Raw genomic sequence first — 19543 nt, 5'->3', positions numbered from 1 at the left:
AAGATGACGGATCGACCAGATGAGGAGTGCTATCACCTTGTCCGTGACTTTTCGTTGCGCAAGGCATGTGCCGGGCAGACCGAGACGCCCTCTTTCATCGCGTTCCTGGAGTCAGGACGGTTATACCCTTGCACTATTCTTCAATCGCATCCTGCAGTTGTTGCGCGGTAAATGGTTTCAATAGCAGTCGCCAGCCGTTTTGTTTCGGGGACTCGACCCCGGGCAACCCACCGGTACCTGGGAACTGACCGGACGCAACAATGACACGAAGTGATGGATCAATGCGCGAGGCCTCGATCGCGAAATCGCTGCCGGACATGCCGGGTAGGCGAAGGTCTGTGAGCAGCACATCGAAGCGGCCAGTGCGCAGCACCTGTCGGGCTTCATTTGCGTCGAGTGCCGGTGATGCTTCATGCCCGATCATCCTGATCAGTTCGCAGGTCGCTTCCAGCGATTCGGGCTCGTCTTCAACCACGAGCACGCGCCTGGCATGCCCGGTTTTTGCGCCAGCGGACGCATCTTTTGCTTCAAATACCTGCCTGATCTTTTGTGCGAGCCGTTCCCGGCTGTATGGCTTGCTCAGCAGTTGCACGCCTTTGTCGAGCTTTCCATGGTGAATAATGGCGTTCTGCGCGTAGCCTGATGTGTACAGCACCTTCAGGTCCGGCAGTAACGATTGCGCGATGCGAACCATCTCCGGGCTCGCCATCGACCCGGGCATCACGACGTCGGTAAAGAGCATTTCGACGCGAACACCGCTTCGAAGGATCGTGAGCGCTTGCGCCGCATTGTCGGCTTTCAGCACGTGATAGCCGAGCGACGCCAGCATTTCGATGACCGTCGACTGTACGATCCTGTCATCCTCGACGACCAGAATCGTTTCGTGTCCTCCAGTAGCCGGGATGTTTTCCCTCGGCGGCCTTGGCGTGACCTGCCCGGTGGATCGCGGGAAATATATCTTGACGGCAGTCCCGCGTCCCACCTCGCTGAAAATCCCAATATGCCCCCCGCTCTGCTTGACATAGCCGTATGCCATGCTGAGACCCAGTCCGCTGCCTTGTCTGTTGCCCTTGGTCGTGAAGAATGGATCGAACGCCTTCTCCATCACCTCCGGTGTCATCCCCGTGCCTGTGTCCGTGACGCTCACCATGACGTACTCACCCGGCGGAACATTCTCCAGGCCACGCACGTATTCGTCGTCAAGAATCGCATTGCACGTCTCGATGGTCAGCTTGCCGCCTTTCGGCATCGCGTCGCGCGCATTGATACACAAATTCAGAATGACATTTTCCAGCTGATGCGAATCAAGCAGGCTGTTCCAGAGGTCGGGCGCGACCACGGTTGCGATCTGCACTTCCTCACCTAGTGCCCTGCGCAGCAGATCATCCATGCCCTTTAGCATGTCCCCCACGTTGATGACGTCGGCCGCAAGCGGCTGGCGACGCCCGAAGGCGAGGAGCTGCATGGAGAGCTTGGCCCCTCGCTCGATCGCCTCTGATGCCTTTTCCAGACGTTCGCGCGTCCACGCATCGGCGCTGTGACGTACCGCAAGCAGCTCGAGGTTTCCTCGCAGGATCTGCAGCACATTGTTGAAATCGTGGGCCACGCCACCTGTCAGCTTGCCCAGCGCTTCCATTTTCTGTGACTGGAAGAGTTCGTTACGCGTCTGTTCAAGCAACTTCGCTGCATCGCGCCGATCCGTAATATCGCGAGTGATCTTGGCAAATCCGGCAAGCTTGCCGTGATCGTCGTAAATGGCGTCGATCACCACATGCGCCCAGAAACGGCTGCCGTCCTTGCGAACGCGCCAGCCCTCGGCCTCAAAGCGGCCCTCGCGACGCGCAGCGTCCAGACCACGCTGCGGAACGCCGGCCGCGGCGTCCTCCGGCGTATAGAACCTTGAGAAATGGGAACCCAGTATGTCCTGCTGACTGTATCCCTTGATGCGGCGCGCGCCGGGATTCCAGCTTGTCACCACGCCATGAGGGTCGAGCATGAAAATCGCGTAGTCTGTGACGCCCTCGACCAGCATACGAAAAGCGCGCCCACTTTCGATGGCCTCGTCGTAGGCTTGGTGCTTGTCACTCGCATTCCTGATCAGGACAGCCAGATCCGGTCCAGACGGAAAATTGGTCAATCTGGTCGCAACGCATTCGGCCCAAAAGCGGCTCTTGTCCTTGCGGCAACACCAGCTCTCGAATTCCGCGTCGCCGCGCGCTGAAAGCGTCGCCAGAATGGCACGCACGCGGCTTGCTTCACTCTCGCGGGGAAAGAGCATGTCGACTGGATGGCCAACGATCTCCGCCGGCGAGTAGCCACACATGCGCTCACACCCCGGACTCCATGTCAGCACGGTCCCGTTCGCCGACATGGCAAAAAATCCAACGATCTCCGCCGTTCTGGTCCACGCCTCCAGCCAGGAGCTTGCGTCCGGCAACGTTTTCCCCCGTTTCGCTTCTTCGTGACATGATCGATCAGGCATGATGCTCCTCGTGCTCCACCGTCTGCGGTTGTCCGTGTTTTCGTCGCCTCCTGCCGGATAGCGCGCATGCTGCCCGCGCGGATGCACGAAGAACAGCAGGACGTCTTCGTCAACGGAGTTGACGAGAACACACATCAACAGCAAGAACGAGGCCACACAGGCGAGCATAGACGCAATCGGCCGGCCCCGGTCCGACGACATGTGGCGGGCACTGGCATATGGGTTGCTCTCCTACGAAGCCAGAAGGCCGCCCGTGCGGGGCATCACGAGATGCGGCGCCCCCGAGGCGTTGCAGTGCACAAGGAAGCGGATGCATGGTCTAAAGGCGACGAACTCGGCTTCTTCCAGTACGGTGGTTCTAAGTACTGCCTGATCTTCGAACCAAGGCAAGAAATGTTCCCGTCGAGCAGGAGCCTTTGCCAGGGAGAATGTTTGAAGCAGGACTGAAGGGTGCGCATACGCTCACGCAGCACTGACGTTTGCAAACTTTACGGCCCCATTGCAAACGTTGCTACCCGCATCCGCATCGCAAAGAGGGCCCCCCGATTGGGAGGAAGCTATTTCGTCTGAGGCGAAGCGCTCGGGGTCGCGCGGTGCTCGCCGGTCCGATCAGCCGGCCAATCAGCTCCAGCAGTTGTGAAGCGGCAACGGGCTTGCGGAGAAAGGCGGCAGCGTGCATTCCCGAAGGCGGAGCCGCAATCGCCGAGGTCAGGACAATCGGGACATCGGCGAGGCGGGCGTCGGCTCTCATCGCGCAGTGGAGCGCCAAGCCGACCATTACCGGGATCATCCAGTCCGATATCACGATGTCAGGCCGTTGGGCCGTCGCAATACACATTGCCTGTGCGCCGTTGGCTGCCGTCCTGACAAGATAACCTTCTGATGCCACAAGAGCCTCCATCGCCTGCAGCGCATTCGCGTTGTCTTCCACAAGCAGCACCGTCGACATGGCCTCCCTCCGTCGTTTCCTGAAACCGAGCAACGAGTGGTCCCACGGTGAAACTCGCAACTGCGGACAGACTCCGGAGGCGTTCATCCGACAGATTCAGGAATGACCGCATGACCCGTTCCCGGCCCTATCAGGCACGGCCATTGCGCCACCAGGGACACCGGCATCGACGATTGTCATCTAATGATGCCTGCCAACTGGAGGCCTTATGCTTGGGACCATTCTTCTCATCGTACTGATCCTACTTCTGATCGGCGCGTTTCCTGCCTGGCCGCATAGCCGGGGCTGGGGATATGCCCCGTCGGGCACGATCGGGTTGGTCGTTGTGATCGTGGTAGTTCTGGTGGTCATGGGGCAGTTATAGCGCGTGCAGGAGCAAACCGGAGCACTATCCAAGGAGGGCATCATGAATGAGTACGCCGGGCGCTCGCACGACGAACACGTCGCCGCTCGCAAACGCAGGAAGACAAAATCCGAGGAGCAGCCGGGCCGGACCATGGCTGTAAAGGGCACCGAACCTGACACCACACACAGTTCCGGCGAGTTGTCGGAAAGAGGCAAGGAAGTCTGGCGCAAGGGGGCGGGAATAGGCGGGGGTGGAAAGTCTTCCTGAAGCCTCGCCGCCGGTCTTTCATGAAGTCTTGCTTCGGGCCTCTGCATGGGTATCAATCAACGTCACTGCAATCAGGTTCATTGCGCGTCATCGCCGGGTCACTCCCAACAGCAACGTCACGAGGAAAACGGGAATGAAAATGGAAAACAGTATCCTGGCGATTCCTGCAGCGCCCGCGGCAATACCACCACAACCGAATAGTCACGGCGAAACTCGTCCTCGTACGAACTGTACTCGTCTTCAGGCGTCGTGCCTGTCAGCGGGTCGCCGCGCGGACCAGTGGCCGTCTCGTGGCTTTGATGGGTGCCGACGTCAGGCGAAAACGATCGGCCAGCACCCGCAATACCGCCCCCCTCTGCGGGATGTGGAGTAGCCCGTTCGCGCGCTTCTGGCCCGGCAACCACCGGACCCGTGTTCACGTTGCGGTTCATGCTGTCCGGCATGCGATCTTCCGTGAGATTCGTGCCGACGTGTGAGCGCGAGTACGGAGCGTTCGCCGCAGTCATGCCGGCTGGGGATTGAGACCTGGCGTCGCTCTCCATGACACGGGACAGCGGGTCGTCGCGGCGCCACCCTGCCGCCAGTTCATCGATATCGACCGCCCCTCTGCGGGTCATCGCCTCCTGCGCAGCCTCGATATTCGCGGCGGAGGTGTCGACACTGACGATCGCACCGCCGCGGCGAATCACCTCCCTGTAGAACTCAGTCTCCAGCGGATATTCACCCTGGCGAAACGTCCGCGCAAAGAGTCGCTCGAGCTGCTCACGTCGCTCGAGTTGACTGGTCACCGGATCATTGTGCATGTTGGCCGCGCCGTGCGCGTAGGCACGGGGGCCATGCTTCACGGGGCGCACGGTTGCAGTCGAATAAACCGATATGTCGCCTGGCATGAAGTTGGCATCGACCAGCGCTCGCTGCGCGCCCGATGCGCCGACATAGCTGTCAAAAACACCTATTACGGTCTGCTCATGATTTCCTCCGCTGTCGTAGCCTTTGCTGGATGCCCAGGTATATCGCGATTGTTTTTGTATGTTCCGCGATGTCAATCACTGGTCAGCCTGGACTCCCGTCACGCCGCAAGGCCTGTACCCGGCATCGGAGGAAGCTGTGCCCAACTGGTACGGCACGTGTGCGCCACCGTTGGAAACATTGACCATCTCGCAGGAAGGAAACGGCAGCCCCTTAATCACCCGTCGACTGTTTCCGCGCAAACCGAGAGGATGCGGTTGCGCCCCTTGTCGAAGGCCGCCATCAGGTTAGATTCGAGCGCCGAATCGGCGCCGAAATGATCTTCCAGCGCCTCCGTGGTGATCGCGCACGCCACAACTGCTTCGCCGTCGACCGTCATCACTTGTAGAAAACACCGGAACTTCATGCTTTTTCTCCCTGATCGACATATCCATCGCAGCGGACCGAGCAACGAGGCGCAGTACTTCACAACCACTTACGCGCGTCTCTTCAATTACGCCTGGCTTACGCAGCCTTGCGCTTCGACAATTGCGCAATAAGTGTTCTATTGAAAGCCGGAATATCGTCAGGCTTGCGGCTGGTAATCAGATTGCCGTCTTGTCTGACGGCTGACTGGAAGCCCTGCGGAACGTCGTCGAGGCCGTCGGCATCGGCGGCCAGCGGATCGACGATGCGCTCAGGTTCGGTATCGCCGCTTCCGACGAGTGTTGAGTCGCCGTCGGCAGCGGCCCGCTCACTTGTCCCGGCGCGATCGGTATCGCTTTCGAGCCTGGTGTTGCCGGTTTTAAACAAGTGGTTACCGTTGCCACCGCCCGCCTTCTCAAACGCGACGCCCGACACGGCGGCGAGCCGCGCGCTGCTGTCCAGATATGCGGCAAGGCTCTACCCCTGGTGCATTTTTCCATGCAGACGAAATAGTTTCAAACGACCAGCATCCGTTACGCGCCGCTTCCGGTGAACTGCCTGAACAAAGCCCCCCTTCCCCGACAGCATTGCTGTAGCGGCTCCGGTAATCGGAGGAACGTCAGTTGCTCAGCTCTCCCTACATCGAGCGAGTAAAGGAGGTTGCTTTTAACTAAATGAGGGCCCCGGCGGACGAGTAAGCCGGATGATCGGGAGCACGACTCGACAAAGAGGTGAAATCATGGCAAGCCGAAAAACCGCCGGAAAATCGAAACGCCCGGTTACGCGCGGCAAGTCAGGACGTCCCCCGCGTCAGCGGCATGCACAGGCGCATGCCGCGCATCGCGCGAAATCTGCCAGCCAGAGCAGCGCGAAGCGTCCACAAAAGTGGTCGCATCACGTAATGGAAACCAGCGACGCGATGGATATCGAACATGACATTTTCAAAAGCGGCAGCGCGGAATCGATCGCGAAATCGCTGAAGCAATCTTCAACGCATAGCCGCCGTCGCAAGGGCACGCCGTTCCAGTCGGCAATGTCGATGTTGAACTTCTATATCAATCGCGCCGGCAGGAATCTGCCGGCGGCGCGCCGCGCGACCTTGCAGCAGGCCAAACGCAAGTTGCGTGAAGCGTTCGGACGTGCGCCTTGAGATGAGGTAACGCGTTCGGGTGCGTGCCCTCAACCAGCCCCGCATGCGTTGTTGGCATGCCAGCCTCAACTGGATGCTCATGCGCGAGACACTGGGGTTTCTCATCGTCGGCGCCGTGCTCGTTTTTATGGGCGTGGCAGCGACGACGCTGCGGCGGTTGCCCGTTAGCGCCGCTATGTTCTACCTTGCGATCGGCTACGCGCTTGGGCCACCCGGCATGGACCTGTTCCTTGCAGCACATTTCGGCGATCCGCTGTTTTTGGCCCGTTGAGTCGGAGTGAGCCAGACCGGTCAACGCGCTCGGCGCACCGTCAGCGCTTGCCACGCCCGCTAGCGCCTGCTTTGCCATCGGAGTTGACGTCCGCGTGAGCGTCGTTCTGGGTTTTCTGCTGATACTCTTCACCGCCGCGGCGGTCGGTGTCCTTCAGTCCGCGCTCGATGTCTTTGTGCGCCTGCTTGCCGACGCGACGGGGACCGTCCTCGTGTTGCGATTCCGGATTCTGATCGGTCTCATGCGGCAACGGTGCCGATGCCTCCTGGAAAGAACGCTTCTTTGCGTGAGGGTCGGCTTGGTTGTCGACATCGGATGATTCCGGTGAGGTCTTCATGGCTTGCTCCTTTTTCATGATGAATGAAACCGGCTGGATCCCGCTCAGTCCGCTTCATCCAGACGTTTTTTCATTGCGGCCGTAATCCGCTGACGCGTCTTTGCGTAGGCCGCCCACGGGTCACGACGCTTAAGATCCTGGAGACGCTCGTGCACGTTTTCGATGCTCCACTGATCGCCGCTCGTCGTGATGGCGACTTCGTCCCACGAGAGCGGCACTGAAACGCCCAGCCCTGGCCGGGCGCGTGCCGAAAATGCGGCTACCGTACTCGAGCCGCGGTTGTTGCGCAAGTAATCGACGAAGATCTTCTGCTTGCGATTCTGCGCGCCCATCTTCGCGCTGAAGTATTTGGGCAGCGTCGTCGCCATGTGCTGCGCGACCGCTTGCGAAAATGCTTTGACTTCGTCCCAGCCGGCGTGCTTCGCGAGCGGCACCACCACGTGCAACCCTTTGCCGCCGCTCGTCTTGCAGAACGAGTTCAGGCCGAGTTCTTCGAGCAGCGAGCGCGTCAGTTGCGCGGCCTCGATCATCCGTTCCCAACCGAGCGATGCCCCGGGGTCGAGATCGAACACCATGCGATCCGGTTTTTCGATGTTCGATACCACCGCATTCCATGTATGAAATTCAACGGTGCCCATTTGCGCGGCGCCGACCAGCGCCTTCTGCGCATCGACGGTGATTAGCGGCGGATGGCCGGGATCGAGGCCGGGATGCTGCGTGACGTTGGGAATCGACAGTTTCTGGCTGTGCTTTTGAAAAAAAAGCTCGCCGCCGATGTCCTCTGGCGCGCGCACCAACGACACCGGCCTGCCCTGCAGATGCGGCAGCATCCAGTCGGCGACCGATTCGTAGTATTGGACGAGATCGATTTTTCGGATGCCGGCGCCCTTATCGATGATGCGATCGGGATGCGATACGCGGACGCTTGCAACTTCGGCTGGCGTTGCGGATCCGGCTGGGGAAGCCTCGACAATCTTTCTGTTCGTGCGTTTCTTCGGCGCAGTCCCGGATGCGGTATCGGTTTGCTCTTGCACGTCGGCTCCTTGATGAGGATCTTCCTTGACGATCTGCCGCGCAGGCCCATTCGTCGCCGGGTGGCGCGGTGTCGACGAGCGTCGCCAGTTGCGGCTTTAACGTGGCGGGCAACGCGGCTTTGACCGCGCCTTCGATCGAGGCGGATGCGTCAATCGTCTGCGTTGTGCTGGCCCCCCTCTTTGCGCTTGTGCGCCCGTGTGCGGACTCGCTCGCTGTCTTTCCTGTCTTCGCGCGTCTTGTGAGTCCGGCGCTCCTGCCGGCCGGCCCACTGCCATTCAATACGCTGCCCGGACGCGCCGTCACGACGTCGTATGCGCTCTCGCTACGGGCTTCGTCGTCACGCTCCCGCGCCACCGTCCCGCGACCTTTCTTACGCGTAGCCACGCCCGAGGGCTCCGGCGTTTCGGTGAAGCGTCGCTTGCGCTTGTAGAGATCGAGCCTGTCCGTCATGGAAATGAACCCGCCGTGGATCCAGCTAGTGCGGTGTTATCGATCAGGTGACCGATCAGGCAGCCGCGTGTCGTTTGTGTGCCGCCGGCGCCGCTGTCGCACTAGCGCTGCCCCGCTTGCCGCCGCTGCGGCTCGTCCCTGCGGAGCGCGCCGCGCTCGGCTTCTTGCGGGCTGGCGCAGTTGGCCCGGTACCGGCATCGGCGGCCTCGTCGTTATCGTCCGCCGCATGATTGCGCGCGGCGGACGATTTGCCCTTGCCGCGGCCGAGGCTGCGCTTGAGCAGATCGGATAGATCAAGAATGTCGGCGGTTCGACGTGATTCGCGCGGCGCCTCGATTTCGGCAATTTCCTCGGTCTTCCCGGCGCGAATTTTTCGCTCGACCAGCGCCATGATGTCGTCGCGGAACGTGTCGTGATACTGCGACGGATCCCACTTGTCGCTCATGTCATTGATCAGCTTTTTCGCCATGTCGAGTTCGCGCGCGGTGACGCCGGCCGCCTTCATACTTTCGGGCGGCAATTTGAATTCGTCAAAGTCGCGGACCTCGTCGGCCCAGCGCAAGGTATTCAACGCCAGCATCGGCCCGACCGGAATCAGCGCCGCGAGATGCTGCTTGCTGTGCAGCACGACGCTCGCCACGCCGATCTTGCCCGATGCTTTCATTGCTTCGCGCAGCAGCGCGTACACCTTTTCGCCCTTGCGATCCGGCGTCAGGAAGTACGGCGTGTCGAGAAAAAGGAACGAGATATCCGGTGCATCGACGAACGCGAGGATATCGACCGTCTGTGTCGACTCGGGATTGGCCGCGCGAATTTCATCGTCAGAGAGGACGACGTATTTGTCCTTTTCATACTCGAAGCCGCGCACAATGTTCTCGCGCGCCACCTCCTTGCCGGTGCGCTTGTTAATCTGCTTGTAGCCGATCGGATCGATTGTGCGCCTGTCCAGCAGATTGAAGCCGACTTTCTCCGACAGCGTCGCCGGATACAACTGCACCGGTACGTGGACGAGGCCGAAGCTGATTGCGCCCTTCCAGATCATATGTGCCATCGTGCGCTCCCCAACGTCCATGACCTTCGGTGACGCAGCAAGCGTGCCACGGTTTCTTTCGCTGTCACGGGTGCCACGGCGTGCTGGCTGTCACGGTTTTTGGTGCTATCGCTGCCACTGCCACACCGGCTGCCACAAGCATCGGCTGTAAGTCTTGCGTGATGTCTGCAAAAGATACTTGACTGCTGCGGAAACTATTTAGTCAGATGCCTGGTAAGGATACCTATGCTATCTTGATCTTCCAGCGCCTCGGCTGCAATCGTGCATTCAACCGGCTCGCCGTCGACGCTCGCCGTAAAGCGCACTATCAGGTTCGCGCCGTCGAAGACCGGCTGGTCGTCGGGAAAAGCGATGTGCATAAGGGAATCCTCAAGGTTGGCCGCAGCAGAATCGCGCTAGTGACGAACCCTTCCCGCCTCGGATACATGCGGCACAGCGTTTCAGTTCGCGTGCATGCGCCTCATTCTTCAGATGACGAGCGCACGGTCGCGCCAGCATCGGCCAGCGCGCGGGCCTATTCAAGCGACTTCTTCGAACGCTGCCATCACTAGCCACAGGTCGTGCTCGCCGTCGCAAATCTCAGCGGCGAGCGCGTAGGAATCGCCGGGTCCGCACATGCGCTCGAGCGCCCGATGCGCGACTTCGCCGTTGTTGAAAACCCGTCCCGACAGAGGATGCACATCCTCTTTTCCCTCGAACATCCGCTGGTTCCAGCGGTACACGAGCGGCTGCGACTTCCAGTCGCGGAAGCATTCTCTGACGTGCGTGAAATCGCCGCCGCAGATATTCATCTGGTAATGGATTCTTGAGCCCATGATTGCATCTCTCATGATACAAGCGCATGCGTTCATTCCCACCCTTGCAAGAACCGGGCCGCATGCATCGATTGCATCGATAGGGTCGGAGCAATCATCAGCGTTGTTTGCCGGTGCCTTGAGTAGTTAGCTGTTTCATCCCCCCCCGAGACGGGTCGGGCGCAGGCCTGAACGCTCGGCTTGATCAGAGGGGAGCGCTGCGGGTCTGGTACCCAACTAAAACAACCGGCTCCGCGCTCGCCAATCGCTGGTTCGGGCACGCGCATTGCGCAATGCCATTGGCAGCAGGGACGCCGTCACCGCGGGTCAATGTCGCGACGATCAGCCGGCACCAGCGACGGTGCGGATGGTACACCAATCATGTGCATTGCCACCCGCCCCGGGTAACGGAGTTCGTATGGGAACCAACCTCACCTCCTCGTCAGCACAGGAGCGCCCGGCCAGCCCGTGGCATGAGAAACTCGGCCCCGGGGTGATTGCCGGCGCAGCCGACGATGACCCGAGCGGCATTGCCACCTACTCGCAGGCCGGCGCAGCATTCGGCTACAACATCCTGTGGACGGTGCTGCTCACGTATCCGCTGATGGTCGCCATCCAGATCATCAGCGCGCGGATCGGGCGGGTCAGCGGCCACGGACTGGCAACAAATATCCGGCGCCACTATCCGGTGCCGCTTCTCTACGGCGCAGTGGTACTTCTGCTTGTCGCCAATACGATCAACATTGCCGCCGACCTGACCGCCATGGGCGCGGCCGTCAATCTGGTCGTAGGCGGCCCCACACGCCTTTACATGATCGGGCTCGCCCTGTTTTCACTCGCCCTGCAGGTTTTCGTCCCCTACAAAAGCTACGTGAAGGTGCTCAAATGGCTCACGCTCCCGCTGTTTGCGTACGTGGGCGTCGTGTTTGCCGTGAAGATTCCGTGGATGACTGTGGCGGCCCGAACCGTGATTCCCCACCCGACATGGAGTGGCGCCTATCTGACAACCATCGTCGCGGTGTTCGGCACAACCATCAGCCCGTACCTGTTTTTCTGGCAGGCCTCCCAGGAGGTAGAGGACCTGGAAGCAGCCGCCGGGCAACACGCGCTGAAGAAGGCGCCCTGGCTGGCCCTGAGGAACCTGAGACGCATTGGATCCGATACCTGGATCGGCATGGGCTTCTCGAACCTGATTGCGTTCTTCATCATACTTACGACGGCCGCGACCCTCCACGCCCACAATGTGACCGATATCCAGACCTCCGCACAGGCCGCGACGGCACTCAAACCGATCGCAGGACAGTTTGCATTCCTGCTCTTCAGCCTCGGCATCATCGGCACGGGATTGCTTGCATTGCCAGTTCTCGCCGGCTCGGCCGCCTATGCGATGGCCGGCGCCTTCCGGTGGAAAAACAGTCTCGAACTGGAACCGCGTCTTGCGAAGCGGTTCTACGGGATCATCGTGCTGGCCACCGTCGTGGGCCTGGCGCTCGGCTTCACGTCAATCGACCCGATCAAGGCGCTGTTCTGGAGTGCCGTCATCAACGGTGTGACGTCGGTCCCGATCATGGTACTCGTTATGAAGGTGGCGGCGCATCCGGGCGTTATGGGGGAATTCACCATCGCGGGTAGCGTCCGGGTTGTGGGCTGGCTTGCGACCGGCGTGATGGGTATTGCGGTGGCTGCAATGTTTGTGCTTCTGGCGATTTAACGATCGACAGTGAAGTGGATCGCGACCATGTGCAACCGGGCCGTCATGCGCCGGTGCTGCCGTGCGGCTGGCATTCGGCGATCATGGGTGAATGCGCGCGCACGTGCGCGATGGCATTCCCCCAACCCGAAGGCACCTCCTCAACAGGTAGTCTGCGTAATCGCGACAGCAGGCGCGTGCTCCATTGCTGATCAATGAAAAATGAAGTACAGGATCACCAGCACGATCAACGGTACGCCAGGAAGCCAGCCAGGTAAGTAAGGCATGATGTGTCCTCCGTTGCGGGTATTTGGTAGTCCCACAGTGGAGAATCAGCACGACGCGTGCCCCGCACGCGTTCCGACGGCGGCAGGAAAGGCCCAGCCGTCCACACGTCGACTAACCGATGCTCGCGCCGGTTGCCCGCTGGTCAGTTTTGCATTGAGCCAAACCCGAAGCATGCCAGCCGCCGGCACTGCACTTCGCAGCGCGCACGGCCGCGCCCGAGGGCTGGCGCACGCCTTGCTGCATCCGGATGCCCCTCACCCATACAAGGAGTCGTCATGGCCAACGCCCCTGAAAAGACACAAGCCCGCGAGTCCGACCCATCGAGGTCGGGGACCCGGCCGGATAGCGACGCATTCGTACTGCTCGAAGCGGATCATCGGGCGGTTGAAAAGCTTTTTACCGCATTTGAAAAAACAGGGGACGACGATCTCGACGCAAAGAACACCCTGGTAAGGCGGGCCTGCGAGGAATTGACCATTCACGCAATGATCGAAGAAGAGCTTCTGTACCCGGCTGCCCACGAAGCACTGACAGGCGACGCGCAGAAGGATGTCGACGAAGCCTATGTGGAGCACTTTCTGGTCAAAACGCTGATAGGAAAGTTCACCACACTCCAGGCTGGCGCCAAGGGTTTCGACGCCACGTTCAAGGTGATGGCCGAGAACGTGAAGCACCACGTCGAGGAAGAGGAGGCAGAACTCTTTCCGGAATTGCGCAAAGCCGGGCTGGATCTTGTCGCGCTGGGCGAGCGGATCACGAAGCGGAAAGCGCAACTGCAGGCGAAACTGGCTGGCGACGCCGGCGATCGAACGTCGTCAAATACCACCGGCAAAGCCGGTGGCATGAAATTGTGAGCGCCTCGAAGGCGCCCATAAAACCGTGAGCCGCCCGTGGCGGCTTACCCCATCGTACCGCTCGTGCTCTTCCTCCTGATTGCGGATGTACGCTCGGACCATGTGCTCATCCAGCCCCACCGTGGATACGAAGTAGCCTCGGGCCCAAAAGTGCTCGCCGGTGAAATTTCATTGCCGCGCTCCGAACTTTCGCGCTATCTGAATCGCACTCTTGCCCTTGATGTAACCGACTACATTCGATACCGCATACTTCGGCGGAATGCTCAAGCACATGTGAACGTGGTCCCCCATCAGATGCCCTTCGACAATTTTCGACTCCTTGTGGGCCGCCAGCTCGTGAAATATTTCTCCAAGCTGGCGCCGCAACGCGCCGAAAATCCGTTTCTTCCTTCGCTTCACGATGAACACCACGTGATACTTGCAGTCCCATCTCGTGTGGCTCAGGCTTTGATACTCTTTCATCGTGAATCTCCTTCTCTTGGCGGAGACAGGAAATTCGCGCTGACCCTCGTAAAGATCAAACCTTGGCGAGTCCCCCGGCAGGGCCAGGGGCTTACCTCACTGAGTTATGTTGGGAAGCACCCCGCGGGACTATGGCCCCTGCGGCACCGTCCTCGATCGCAACAGCACGCTGTTATTCTCCAATCCGCACCTCTATTACCCTCAGTTCGCGGGCGTTCTTCCGTTGCTGGTTGAAGGATTGCTGGTGCCCTTCCACGTCGACGGCCAGGCTGTCGGCACCGTTTGGGTTGTCGCGCACGATGAAACCCGCAAATTCGATAGTGAAAACCAGCGCATGCTGGAAAGCCTGGCAACGTTCGAAACTCGAGCTGATCGTCACGTTGCCACCGACACCACTGTTCGTCGACGCCGACCCGGCACGACTGGCTGAAGTCGTGGGCAACCTCTTGAACAATGCGTGCAAGTTCACGGAAAACGGCGGGCGCATCTGGCTCACGGTCGAGCAGGAGGGCACAGAGGCCGTAGTCCGGGTACGCGACGCCGGCGTCGGAATCGCGGGCGACAAGCTGCCCCACATCTCCGACATGTTCATGCAGGTCGATACGTCTCTGGAGCGCTCGCAGAGCGGCCTGGGTCTCGGCCTGACGCTGGTGAAAAGCCTGGTGGAGCTGCACGGCGGCACGGTACAGGCCTGCAGTGCCGGTATCGGTCAGGGCAGCGAATTCATCGTGCGTCTGCCCGTCACAGTTGCACCTTCGCAGCGGGCAAAGACGGAGACTGCGATTGGCGAGCGGACCATGACCACGCCGCGCGGCGTTCTCGTTGTCGATGACAACCGGGATTCGGTCGAGTCGCTCGCCATGTTGCTCAAGCTGACCGGCAACGAGGTTCACACCGGCGTTTGACGGCGGTAAGCGCTCGAACAAGCCGCGACGCTCAAGCCGGACGTGGTGCTGCTCGATATCGGCTTACCGAAGATCAGTGGCTATGAAGCGGCCCGCCGGATACGCGAAGAGCCGTGGGGCAAGAGCATTGTGCTGGTGGCCCTAACCGGCTGGGGTCACGAGGAAGATCGGCAAAAGTCCCGTCAAGCCGGCTTCAACGCCCACCTGGTCAAACCCGTGGACTACGCCGCCCGTGCGGCGCTACTGGCATCCCCGTAATCTTCAATGCAGATTACGCCGGTAGCGTGATCCAGGCGCGAGAAGGGTTGGCAGCCTGTCCCGGATAAAATATTCGAGTACATCAGATATTTCCTGCCTGGCTCTTTCGCGATACGTGAGAAACGGCATAGCGGAACTTATCCGCCGTATCGTGCTGACAATGCTCGCCGAAGCAACGCGTGCAAGTCAGGCACGACGCGCTGTCAGCTCGCTGGCATCACGTATCGGTCGTCGTCGCCAACTCGGGTACGCCGTTTGCGTATGACTGGCACCATCTTTCTGAAGGAGGTGAATCATGGGCTCAATCAACCCGCAACGTAACACCCGAGGCGGAGCCAGCATCGTCGGTGGTGGTATCGGCGAAGGACCGGGGCCGGACATCATGGCTGCAGCAACGCTCGATGGGAATAAGGTCATGTCAGCTGATGGCGAACACGTGGGGAAGATTTCGGACATCATGCTGGACGTCCGGAGCGGACGCATCGCCTATGCCGTGCTGTCTGAGGGAGGTTTCCTCGGAATGGGTTCTAACCTGCACGCCATCCCGTGGAGTGCGCTGACTCTCGATACGGACAAGAAGTGCTTCTATGTCGACATATCAGCGCAGCGCCTCAAGGACGACCCGGGGTTCGACAAGGACCACTGGCCGTCGATGGCTGACGCGAAGTGGGCGGCAACGACGCACAGCTATTACAACCGGCAGCCATATTGGTCAGTGACCAATGAAGTCGTGGCAAGCGACCCTGCGAACAGACCGCTCGAACATTAAAAAAAAGCGGCACTCCGGGCTAATGCTGTTCAGTTAAGGTCCTTTTTAACGTATCGAACGGTGTAACGTTGAGGGCGGGATTTAACGACCCGGTCGCCTGCGCGGCCGGGTCGTTTTTCATTGGGCAAGGCCTTGAGCCGTTCACCCAGACGCTGAAGGCATGCCGGCAACTTTGCCAATGCCGGGGTCACGGCGGCCCACATCATTTCGTCTCGCCAGCCCTAAGCGGCGCTATGAAGTCGCGTCGTGCGGCAGACGATTTTGGTCTTTCAGCCGGGCTTCCGAAATTGCATCGGGTTGCAGGATGCCTGCCCTTGCCATCGTTCGATCGCTGCCACCGGACATCACGAGCAGGCTTGCCGGACGACCTCCATGAGCAGGTCGAAATCGCCGAGACGTCGCACTTGAACTCGACAGCTGATCGCGAAACGGGTGACGCGTTCAACGCTCATGTCAGAAGGCAGTGGATCGTGCTTGCCTCGCTGTCTTAACGAAAAATCGGCGAATCCGAAGTGCCACATGCTGCGAGGCAAGTGGCAGACGGAGCCCGCTCACATGCTGGTCCGCCACCGGCACATACACAAGGCCGAAGCTGATCCCTCCTTGCCAGATTGCGCGTGCCATCATACCTCCCGCGAACGGTAGAGAGCGTGGGGGTCGTTCATCTTGCCTCCATCACGTGCCTATGGTCCGGCACGAAGCGCGCCACGACGAAACATGTCCCCTGCACGAGAATAAAAACGGCTGCCCGTTGCAAGCATGAGCAGCCGTTTGACTTGGCAATCCTTGCAATTCTTGTGGTAATAGCTGCAATCTGAAGATCAATATTGCGATCGGTTCCCGGCCTTAGATCACCTTCATCGTCTGGCGACGCCGAGCAGCAGCGTGACCAGGAAAATCACGACAAAGATGTAGAACAGGATCTTCGCAATGGCCGCCGCGCCGACAGCGATGCCGCCGAAACCAAGGACCGCCGCGATGATTGCGATGATGAAGAAAATGAGCGCATATTGAAGCATGGCACTTCCCTCCTTATAGTTCGCCCAATGGGCGATAACGCTGTTGCAAGTCGGTTTTGCCTCGCCGCTTTTTGAGCTTCTTTCCGCTTCGTCCAATGCTTGTTCATTCGTACGTTTAAGCATGGTGCCCGCGCGGCTATTTCCTGACCTTTTCTGGTAAGCCTGCGAGCAAATCCGCCATCTCGTCCGCGTGTTCCTCTTCGACAGCAAGAATGTTCTCCATCACCCGACGCGACGTCGGGTCCTTGTCGGAGAGGTACTGCACAATCTCGCGGTAGCTGTCGATCGCAACGCGCTCGGCGACCAGGTCCTCGCGAATCATGTCGACCAGCGTCTCGCCTTCGACGTATTCCGCGTGGCTGCGCGAGAGCAGTCCGTCGGGCGAGAAATTCGGCTCACCGCCGATCTGCACAATGCGCCCGGCGATCTGGTCGGCGTGCTGCTGCTCCTCGTTCGAGTGCTGCAGGAATTCGTCAGCAATGCTTTTCGACTGAATGCCCTTCGCCATGAAATGGTGGCGGCGATAGCGCAGCGTGCAAACGATTTCAGTGGCGAGCGCATCGTTGAGGAGCTTCAGGACGGTCTCGCGGTCGGCACGATAGCCTGCGGTTACGGCCCCCTCTGCAATATGCTCGCGGGCGCGCTTGCGGATGGTATCGATGTCGCTCAAGAAAGGCTTCTGTGACATGAGGTTCTCCATAGTTCAAATACGCCGAAAAGGCGACTGGATTCAGCGGCTATTCAGCATTCTCCGTGCCCGTATCCGAAAGTCCCGGGATATCGCGGCATGTCCCTGGCATGTCCTGGCATAGGGATTGCGCGCTTTCCAGCTGAAACCGCCCTTGCTCTTGCTCAGAGGCCCGCATGCCACGTACGAAATCCCCTCCCCCCTCGACGCGGCGCTGTAGCGGCCGGCCGCCCCGCCAGCGTCACGCGCAGGCGGGCGCCGCGCATCGAAGCCGCCAGAGCGCGAGCAAGTCGCCTAAGCGCTGGTCGCATCACGTGATGGAAACAAGCGACGCGATGGATCTCGACGCCGGTTTCTTCAGCACAGGCAGTGCGGACCCGATCGCGCAATCACAGAAACGTTCGTCCACGCACAGCCGCCGTCGCAAAGGCACGCCGTTTCAATCGGCCATATCGATGCTGAACTTCTATATCAACCGGGCCGGCAAAAACCTTCCCAGGTCGCGCCGCGACGTGCTCGAAAAAGCCAGGCGCAAGTTGCGCGAAGCATTCGGTCGCGAGCCCTGAGCGCCAGGCGCATGCGGCATGCACGAGACACAGTGGTTTCTTATCGTCGGCGGCATCTTCGTGGCAATGGGCATTGCGAGTTCGATGGTCGAGCGCCTGCCTTGCAGCACCGCGATGTTCTATCTGGCTGCCGGCTTCGCGCTCGGCCCGGCGGGCGTCGGACTGCTTGCGCTCTCCCTCCCCCACGATGCGGGGATGCTGCGCCTCCTCACGCAGGTCGCGCTGCTGGTGTCGCTGTTCGCGACCGGCTTGAGGCTGAGGGTGCCGGTACTCGACCCGTTGTGGGGCCTGCCGCTGCGGCTCGGCTTCCTCGCGATGATCGTCACGGTGCCGCTCCTGACGCTGGCTGGCGTCGGCATATTGCAACTTGGCTGGGGACCGTCGTTGCTGCTTGCCGCCCTGCTCGCGCCGACCGACCCGGTGCTCGCGCACGACGTGCAAGTGCGCCACTCCAGCGATCTGGACCGCGTGCGCTTCGCGCTCTCCGGCGAAGGCGGCCTGAACGACGGCGTCGCGCTGCCGTTCGTGCTCGCTGGGCTCGCGCTGTGTCCAAGCGCACGAGCAGACGCACAGCACGTGTTCTCGGCCGATTTTCTGGGCATGACGGCATGGGGCATCGCTGGCGCAATCGCCGTGGGCGCGCTGCTGAGCTGGACGACGACGCATGCGGTGGCCTGGCTGCGCACACGTCGTGTGCAGACCATTGGCCTCGAAGGCTTCTTCGCGCTTGGGTTGATCGAACTCTCGTACGGCGCTGCGCAACTGCTCCACACATTCGGATTCCTTGCCGTGTTCGCGGCGGGTGTCGCGATGCGCCGGGCCGAGCACCGGGCGAGCGGCGCGCGTTCGCCGCTTGCCGCAATCGGCACCGTCGATCCCGGAGATATCGAAGCGACCGCCGCCCATCCGAAGAAAGCGCACGCCTATATGGCCGAATCGGTGTTGGGCTTCACAATCGAACTCGAACGGATCGCCGGGATGGCTACGATGATGATCATCGGCAACGTCCTTTCGACGCTACCTCTCCCCCTGTTCACGTGGTCGAGCGCGGCCTTCATCGTCGCATTGTTTGTGCTTGTTCGACCGCTTGCCGTCGAAGCATCGCTCATCGGATCACAAGCCTCGCAGGCGCAGCGGCGCCTGATGAGCTGGTTCGGCATCCGCGGGATCGGCTCGTTTTACTACCTCGCGTACGCGCTCGAATCCGGCCCGCGCGCCGACGTGCTGCCCCTCGTGCCGTTCGCGCTGGCTGTGGTGACCGCTTCGGTGGTGATGCACGGCATCTCCGCAACGCCACTGATGAATTGGTATCAGCGTCTGCGCGGTGTGGCCCGTTGAGCCGGCAGCGCGCGGTCCGGCCCGCGAGAATGCATGGGCCGCGTCATCGCGCTTCGCGGTGCAGATTCCGTGGACGACACTGGCCGCGCGCACCGTATGGCCGCATCTGACGTGGAGCAACGAATACATCACGACCGTTGTCGCGGTGTTCGGCACCACCATCAGCCCCTACCTGTTTTTCTGGCAGGCTTCGCAGGAAG

The 19543-nt window shown here is 60.6% G+C and carries 19 protein-coding genes and 8 pseudogenes; 13 read left to right on the top strand and 14 right to left on the bottom strand.

The window, feature by feature from the left end:
* Positions 1-133 precede the first annotated feature (133 nt).
* Both P3T23_RS34905 and P3T23_RS34900 read right to left on the bottom strand, forming a co-directional pair.
* A complete protein-coding gene (locus tag P3T23_RS34905; protein ID WP_429320616.1) occupies positions 134-2482 on the bottom strand; it encodes a PAS domain S-box protein in 2349 nt (782 codons plus the stop codon).
* A 511-nt stretch (positions 2483-2993) separates the two neighbouring features.
* Entirely contained in the window at positions 2994-3431 is a 438-nt protein-coding gene (locus tag P3T23_RS34900; RefSeq protein ID WP_429320615.1) for a response regulator, read from the bottom strand.
* A gap of 208 nt (positions 3432-3639) precedes the next feature.
* Between P3T23_RS34900 and P3T23_RS34895 the strand changes: the two genes are divergently transcribed.
* Positions 3640-3795 (top strand): DUF3309 family protein, encoded by a 156-nt coding sequence (locus P3T23_RS34895; protein ID WP_429320614.1) that lies wholly within the window; start codon positions 3640-3642, stop codon positions 3793-3795.
* A gap of 42 nt (positions 3796-3837) precedes the next feature.
* Positions 3838-4044 carry a hypothetical protein gene (locus P3T23_RS34890; RefSeq protein WP_429320613.1) on the top strand — a complete coding sequence of 69 codons (207 nt, stop codon included), beginning with the start codon at positions 3838-3840 and terminating at the stop codon, positions 4042-4044.
* Between the two features lie 87 nt (positions 4045-4131).
* On the opposite strand, the pseudogene P3T23_RS34885 reads toward P3T23_RS34890, so the two are convergent.
* The 3 genes and pseudogenes from P3T23_RS34885 to P3T23_RS34875 form a co-directional block, all read right to left on the bottom strand.
* Positions 4132-4245: pseudogene (locus P3T23_RS34885) on the bottom strand (DUF1328 family protein); the annotation flags it as partial.
* A gap of 985 nt (positions 4246-5230) precedes the next feature.
* Positions 5231-5392, bottom strand: coding sequence for a DUF1488 family protein (locus P3T23_RS34880; protein WP_429320654.1), 162 nt, complete (start codon positions 5390-5392; stop codon positions 5231-5233).
* Positions 5393-5517: 125 nt separating this feature from the next.
* Positions 5518-5619, bottom strand: a pseudogene (locus tag P3T23_RS34875) (type 1 glutamine amidotransferase); the annotation flags it as partial.
* Between the two features lie 538 nt (positions 5620-6157).
* Here P3T23_RS34875 and P3T23_RS34870 point away from each other — a divergent pair.
* Together P3T23_RS34870 and P3T23_RS34865 are read left to right on the top strand one after the other, a co-directional pair.
* Positions 6158-6568 carry a DUF3175 domain-containing protein gene (locus P3T23_RS34870; protein ID WP_429320612.1) on the top strand — a complete coding sequence of 137 codons (411 nt, stop codon included), beginning with the start codon at positions 6158-6160 and terminating at the stop codon, positions 6566-6568.
* 79 nt (positions 6569-6647) lie between these two features.
* Positions 6648-6794 (top strand): annotated as a pseudogene (locus P3T23_RS34865) (cation:proton antiporter); the annotation flags it as partial.
* A gap of 85 nt (positions 6795-6879) precedes the next feature.
* Here P3T23_RS34865 and P3T23_RS34860 read toward each other — a convergent pair.
* The 5 genes and pseudogenes from P3T23_RS34860 to P3T23_RS34840 all read right to left on the bottom strand — a co-directional run bounded on the left by P3T23_RS34860 (position 6880) and on the right by P3T23_RS34840 (position 10527).
* The gene (locus P3T23_RS34860; RefSeq protein ID WP_429320611.1) at positions 6880-7176 is read right to left on the bottom strand and encodes a hypothetical protein; all 297 of its coding nucleotides are present in this window, start codon (positions 7174-7176) and stop codon (positions 6880-6882) included.
* 44 nt (positions 7177-7220) lie between these two features.
* Positions 7221-8192 (bottom strand): annotated as a pseudogene (ligD, locus tag P3T23_RS34855) (non-homologous end-joining DNA ligase); the annotation flags it as partial.
* Positions 8193-8716: 524 nt separating this feature from the next.
* Positions 8717-9712: a Ku protein gene (locus P3T23_RS34850; RefSeq protein ID WP_429320610.1), complete on the bottom strand. Its 996-nt coding sequence runs from the start codon at positions 9710-9712 to the stop codon at positions 8717-8719.
* A 194-nt stretch (positions 9713-9906) separates the two neighbouring features.
* Complete coding sequence (locus tag P3T23_RS34845; protein WP_429320609.1) at positions 9907-10071, bottom strand: DUF1488 family protein; 165 nt, start codon at positions 10069-10071, stop codon at positions 9907-9909.
* A 159-nt stretch (positions 10072-10230) separates the two neighbouring features.
* Positions 10231-10527: a hypothetical protein gene (locus tag P3T23_RS34840; protein ID WP_429320608.1), complete on the bottom strand. Its 297-nt coding sequence runs from the start codon at positions 10525-10527 to the stop codon at positions 10231-10233.
* A gap of 397 nt (positions 10528-10924) precedes the next feature.
* On the opposite strand from P3T23_RS34840, the gene P3T23_RS34835 reads away from it, so the two are divergent.
* Together P3T23_RS34835 and P3T23_RS34830 are read left to right on the top strand one after the other, a co-directional pair.
* Positions 10925-12217 (top strand): NRAMP family divalent metal transporter, encoded by a 1293-nt coding sequence (locus tag P3T23_RS34835; protein ID WP_429320607.1) that lies wholly within the window; start codon positions 10925-10927, stop codon positions 12215-12217.
* 542 nt (positions 12218-12759) lie between these two features.
* Positions 12760-13338: a hemerythrin domain-containing protein gene (locus tag P3T23_RS34830; RefSeq protein WP_429320606.1), complete on the top strand. Its 579-nt coding sequence runs from the start codon at positions 12760-12762 to the stop codon at positions 13336-13338.
* On the opposite strand, the pseudogene tnpA reads toward P3T23_RS34830, so the two are convergent.
* Positions 13300-13800: pseudogene (gene tnpA / locus P3T23_RS34825) on the bottom strand (IS200/IS605 family transposase). The gene P3T23_RS34830 and the pseudogene tnpA overlap by 39 nt on opposite strands.
* A gap of 106 nt (positions 13801-13906) precedes the next feature.
* On the opposite strand from tnpA, the gene P3T23_RS34820 reads away from it, so the two are divergent.
* The 4 genes and pseudogenes from P3T23_RS34820 (at position 13907) to P3T23_RS34805 (ending at position 15732) form a co-directional block, all read left to right on the top strand.
* On the top strand, positions 13907-14230 hold the full coding sequence (locus P3T23_RS34820; protein WP_429320605.1) for a GAF domain-containing protein: 324 nt from the start codon (positions 13907-13909) through the stop codon (positions 14228-14230).
* Positions 14181-14705: an ATP-binding response regulator gene (locus P3T23_RS34815; RefSeq protein WP_429320604.1), complete on the top strand. Its 525-nt coding sequence runs from the start codon at positions 14181-14183 to the stop codon at positions 14703-14705. Before P3T23_RS34820 ends, P3T23_RS34815 begins: the two co-directional genes overlap by 50 nt.
* Before the next feature lie 21 nt (positions 14706-14726).
* Positions 14727-14963 (top strand): annotated as a pseudogene (locus P3T23_RS34810) (response regulator); the annotation flags it as partial.
* A gap of 295 nt (positions 14964-15258) precedes the next feature.
* Positions 15259-15732, top strand: coding sequence for a PRC-barrel domain-containing protein (locus P3T23_RS34805; protein WP_429320603.1), 474 nt, complete (start codon positions 15259-15261; stop codon positions 15730-15732).
* A 29-nt stretch (positions 15733-15761) separates the two neighbouring features.
* On the opposite strand, the pseudogene P3T23_RS34800 reads toward P3T23_RS34805, so the two are convergent.
* From P3T23_RS34800 to P3T23_RS34790, 3 genes and pseudogenes are all read right to left on the bottom strand, one after another.
* Positions 15762-15941, bottom strand: a pseudogene (locus P3T23_RS34800) (IS4 family transposase); the annotation flags it as partial.
* A 648-nt stretch (positions 15942-16589) separates the two neighbouring features.
* Positions 16590-16751, bottom strand: coding sequence for a DUF1328 family protein (locus P3T23_RS34795; RefSeq protein WP_429320653.1), 162 nt, complete (start codon positions 16749-16751; stop codon positions 16590-16592).
* 136 nt (positions 16752-16887) lie between these two features.
* Positions 16888-17439 (bottom strand): ferritin-like domain-containing protein, encoded by a 552-nt coding sequence (locus P3T23_RS34790; RefSeq protein ID WP_429320602.1) that lies wholly within the window; start codon positions 17437-17439, stop codon positions 16888-16890.
* Between the two features lie 176 nt (positions 17440-17615).
* On the opposite strand from P3T23_RS34790, the gene P3T23_RS34785 reads away from it, so the two are divergent.
* The 3 genes and pseudogenes from P3T23_RS34785 to P3T23_RS34775 form a co-directional block, all read left to right on the top strand.
* A complete protein-coding gene (locus tag P3T23_RS34785) occupies positions 17616-18005 on the top strand; it encodes a DUF3175 domain-containing protein (RefSeq protein WP_429320601.1) in 390 nt (129 codons plus the stop codon).
* Between the two features lie 18 nt (positions 18006-18023).
* Positions 18024-19343, top strand: coding sequence for a cation:proton antiporter (locus P3T23_RS34780; RefSeq protein WP_429320600.1), 1320 nt, complete (start codon positions 18024-18026; stop codon positions 19341-19343).
* A pseudogene (locus P3T23_RS34775) lies at positions 19330-19503 on the top strand (hypothetical protein); the annotation flags it as partial. The gene P3T23_RS34780 and the pseudogene P3T23_RS34775, both read left to right, overlap by 14 nt.
* Positions 19504-19543 lie beyond the last annotated feature (40 nt).

Source organism: Paraburkholderia sp. GAS448, from assembly GCF_050435685.1.
Classification (GTDB): domain Bacteria; phylum Pseudomonadota; class Gammaproteobacteria; order Burkholderiales; family Burkholderiaceae; genus Paraburkholderia.
This window is presented reverse-complemented; position numbering and strand designations above follow the sequence as displayed.

What these genes read in the sequence shown, in the direction of transcription:
- P3T23_RS34880 (WP_429320654.1), bottom strand. Translation starts at nt 5,392, where the DNA reads ATGACGGTCGACGGCGAAGCAGTTGTGGCGTGCGCGATCACCACGGAG.
- P3T23_RS34780 (WP_429320600.1), top strand. Translation starts at nt 18,024, where the DNA reads ATGCACGAGACACAGTGGTTTCTTATCGTCGGCGGCATCTTCGTGGCA.
- P3T23_RS34795 (WP_429320653.1), bottom strand. Translation starts at nt 16,751, where the DNA reads ATGCTTCAATATGCGCTCATTTTCTTCATCATCGCAATCATCGCGGCG.
- P3T23_RS34835 (WP_429320607.1), top strand. Translation starts at nt 10,925, where the DNA reads ATGGGAACCAACCTCACCTCCTCGTCAGCACAGGAGCGCCCGGCCAGC.
- P3T23_RS34890 (WP_429320613.1), top strand. Translation starts at nt 3,838, where the DNA reads ATGAATGAGTACGCCGGGCGCTCGCACGACGAACACGTCGCCGCTCGC.
- P3T23_RS34870 (WP_429320612.1), top strand. Translation starts at nt 6,158, where the DNA reads ATGGCAAGCCGAAAAACCGCCGGAAAATCGAAACGCCCGGTTACGCGC.
- P3T23_RS34805 (WP_429320603.1), top strand. Translation starts at nt 15,259, where the DNA reads ATGGGCTCAATCAACCCGCAACGTAACACCCGAGGCGGAGCCAGCATC.
- P3T23_RS34845 (WP_429320609.1), bottom strand. Translation starts at nt 10,071, where the DNA reads ATGCACATCGCTTTTCCCGACGACCAGCCGGTCTTCGACGGCGCGAAC.
- P3T23_RS34860 (WP_429320611.1), bottom strand. Translation starts at nt 7,176, where the DNA reads ATGAAGACCTCACCGGAATCATCCGATGTCGACAACCAAGCCGACCCT.
- P3T23_RS34830 (WP_429320606.1), top strand. Translation starts at nt 12,760, where the DNA reads ATGGCCAACGCCCCTGAAAAGACACAAGCCCGCGAGTCCGACCCATCG.
- P3T23_RS34840 (WP_429320608.1), bottom strand. Translation starts at nt 10,527, where the DNA reads ATGGGCTCAAGAATCCATTACCAGATGAATATCTGCGGCGGCGATTTC.
- P3T23_RS34850 (WP_429320610.1), bottom strand. Translation starts at nt 9,712, where the DNA reads ATGGCACATATGATCTGGAAGGGCGCAATCAGCTTCGGCCTCGTCCAC.
- P3T23_RS34785 (WP_429320601.1), top strand. Translation starts at nt 17,616, where the DNA reads ATGCCACGTACGAAATCCCCTCCCCCCTCGACGCGGCGCTGTAGCGGC.
- P3T23_RS34905 (WP_429320616.1), bottom strand. Translation starts at nt 2,482, where the DNA reads ATGCCTGATCGATCATGTCACGAAGAAGCGAAACGGGGGAAAACGTTG.
- P3T23_RS34790 (WP_429320602.1), bottom strand. Translation starts at nt 17,439, where the DNA reads ATGTCACAGAAGCCTTTCTTGAGCGACATCGATACCATCCGCAAGCGC.
- P3T23_RS34900 (WP_429320615.1), bottom strand. Translation starts at nt 3,431, where the DNA reads ATGTCGACGGTGCTGCTTGTGGAAGACAACGCGAATGCGCTGCAGGCG.
- P3T23_RS34820 (WP_429320605.1), top strand. Translation starts at nt 13,907, where the DNA reads ATGTTGGGAAGCACCCCGCGGGACTATGGCCCCTGCGGCACCGTCCTC.
- P3T23_RS34895 (WP_429320614.1), top strand. Translation starts at nt 3,640, where the DNA reads ATGCTTGGGACCATTCTTCTCATCGTACTGATCCTACTTCTGATCGGC.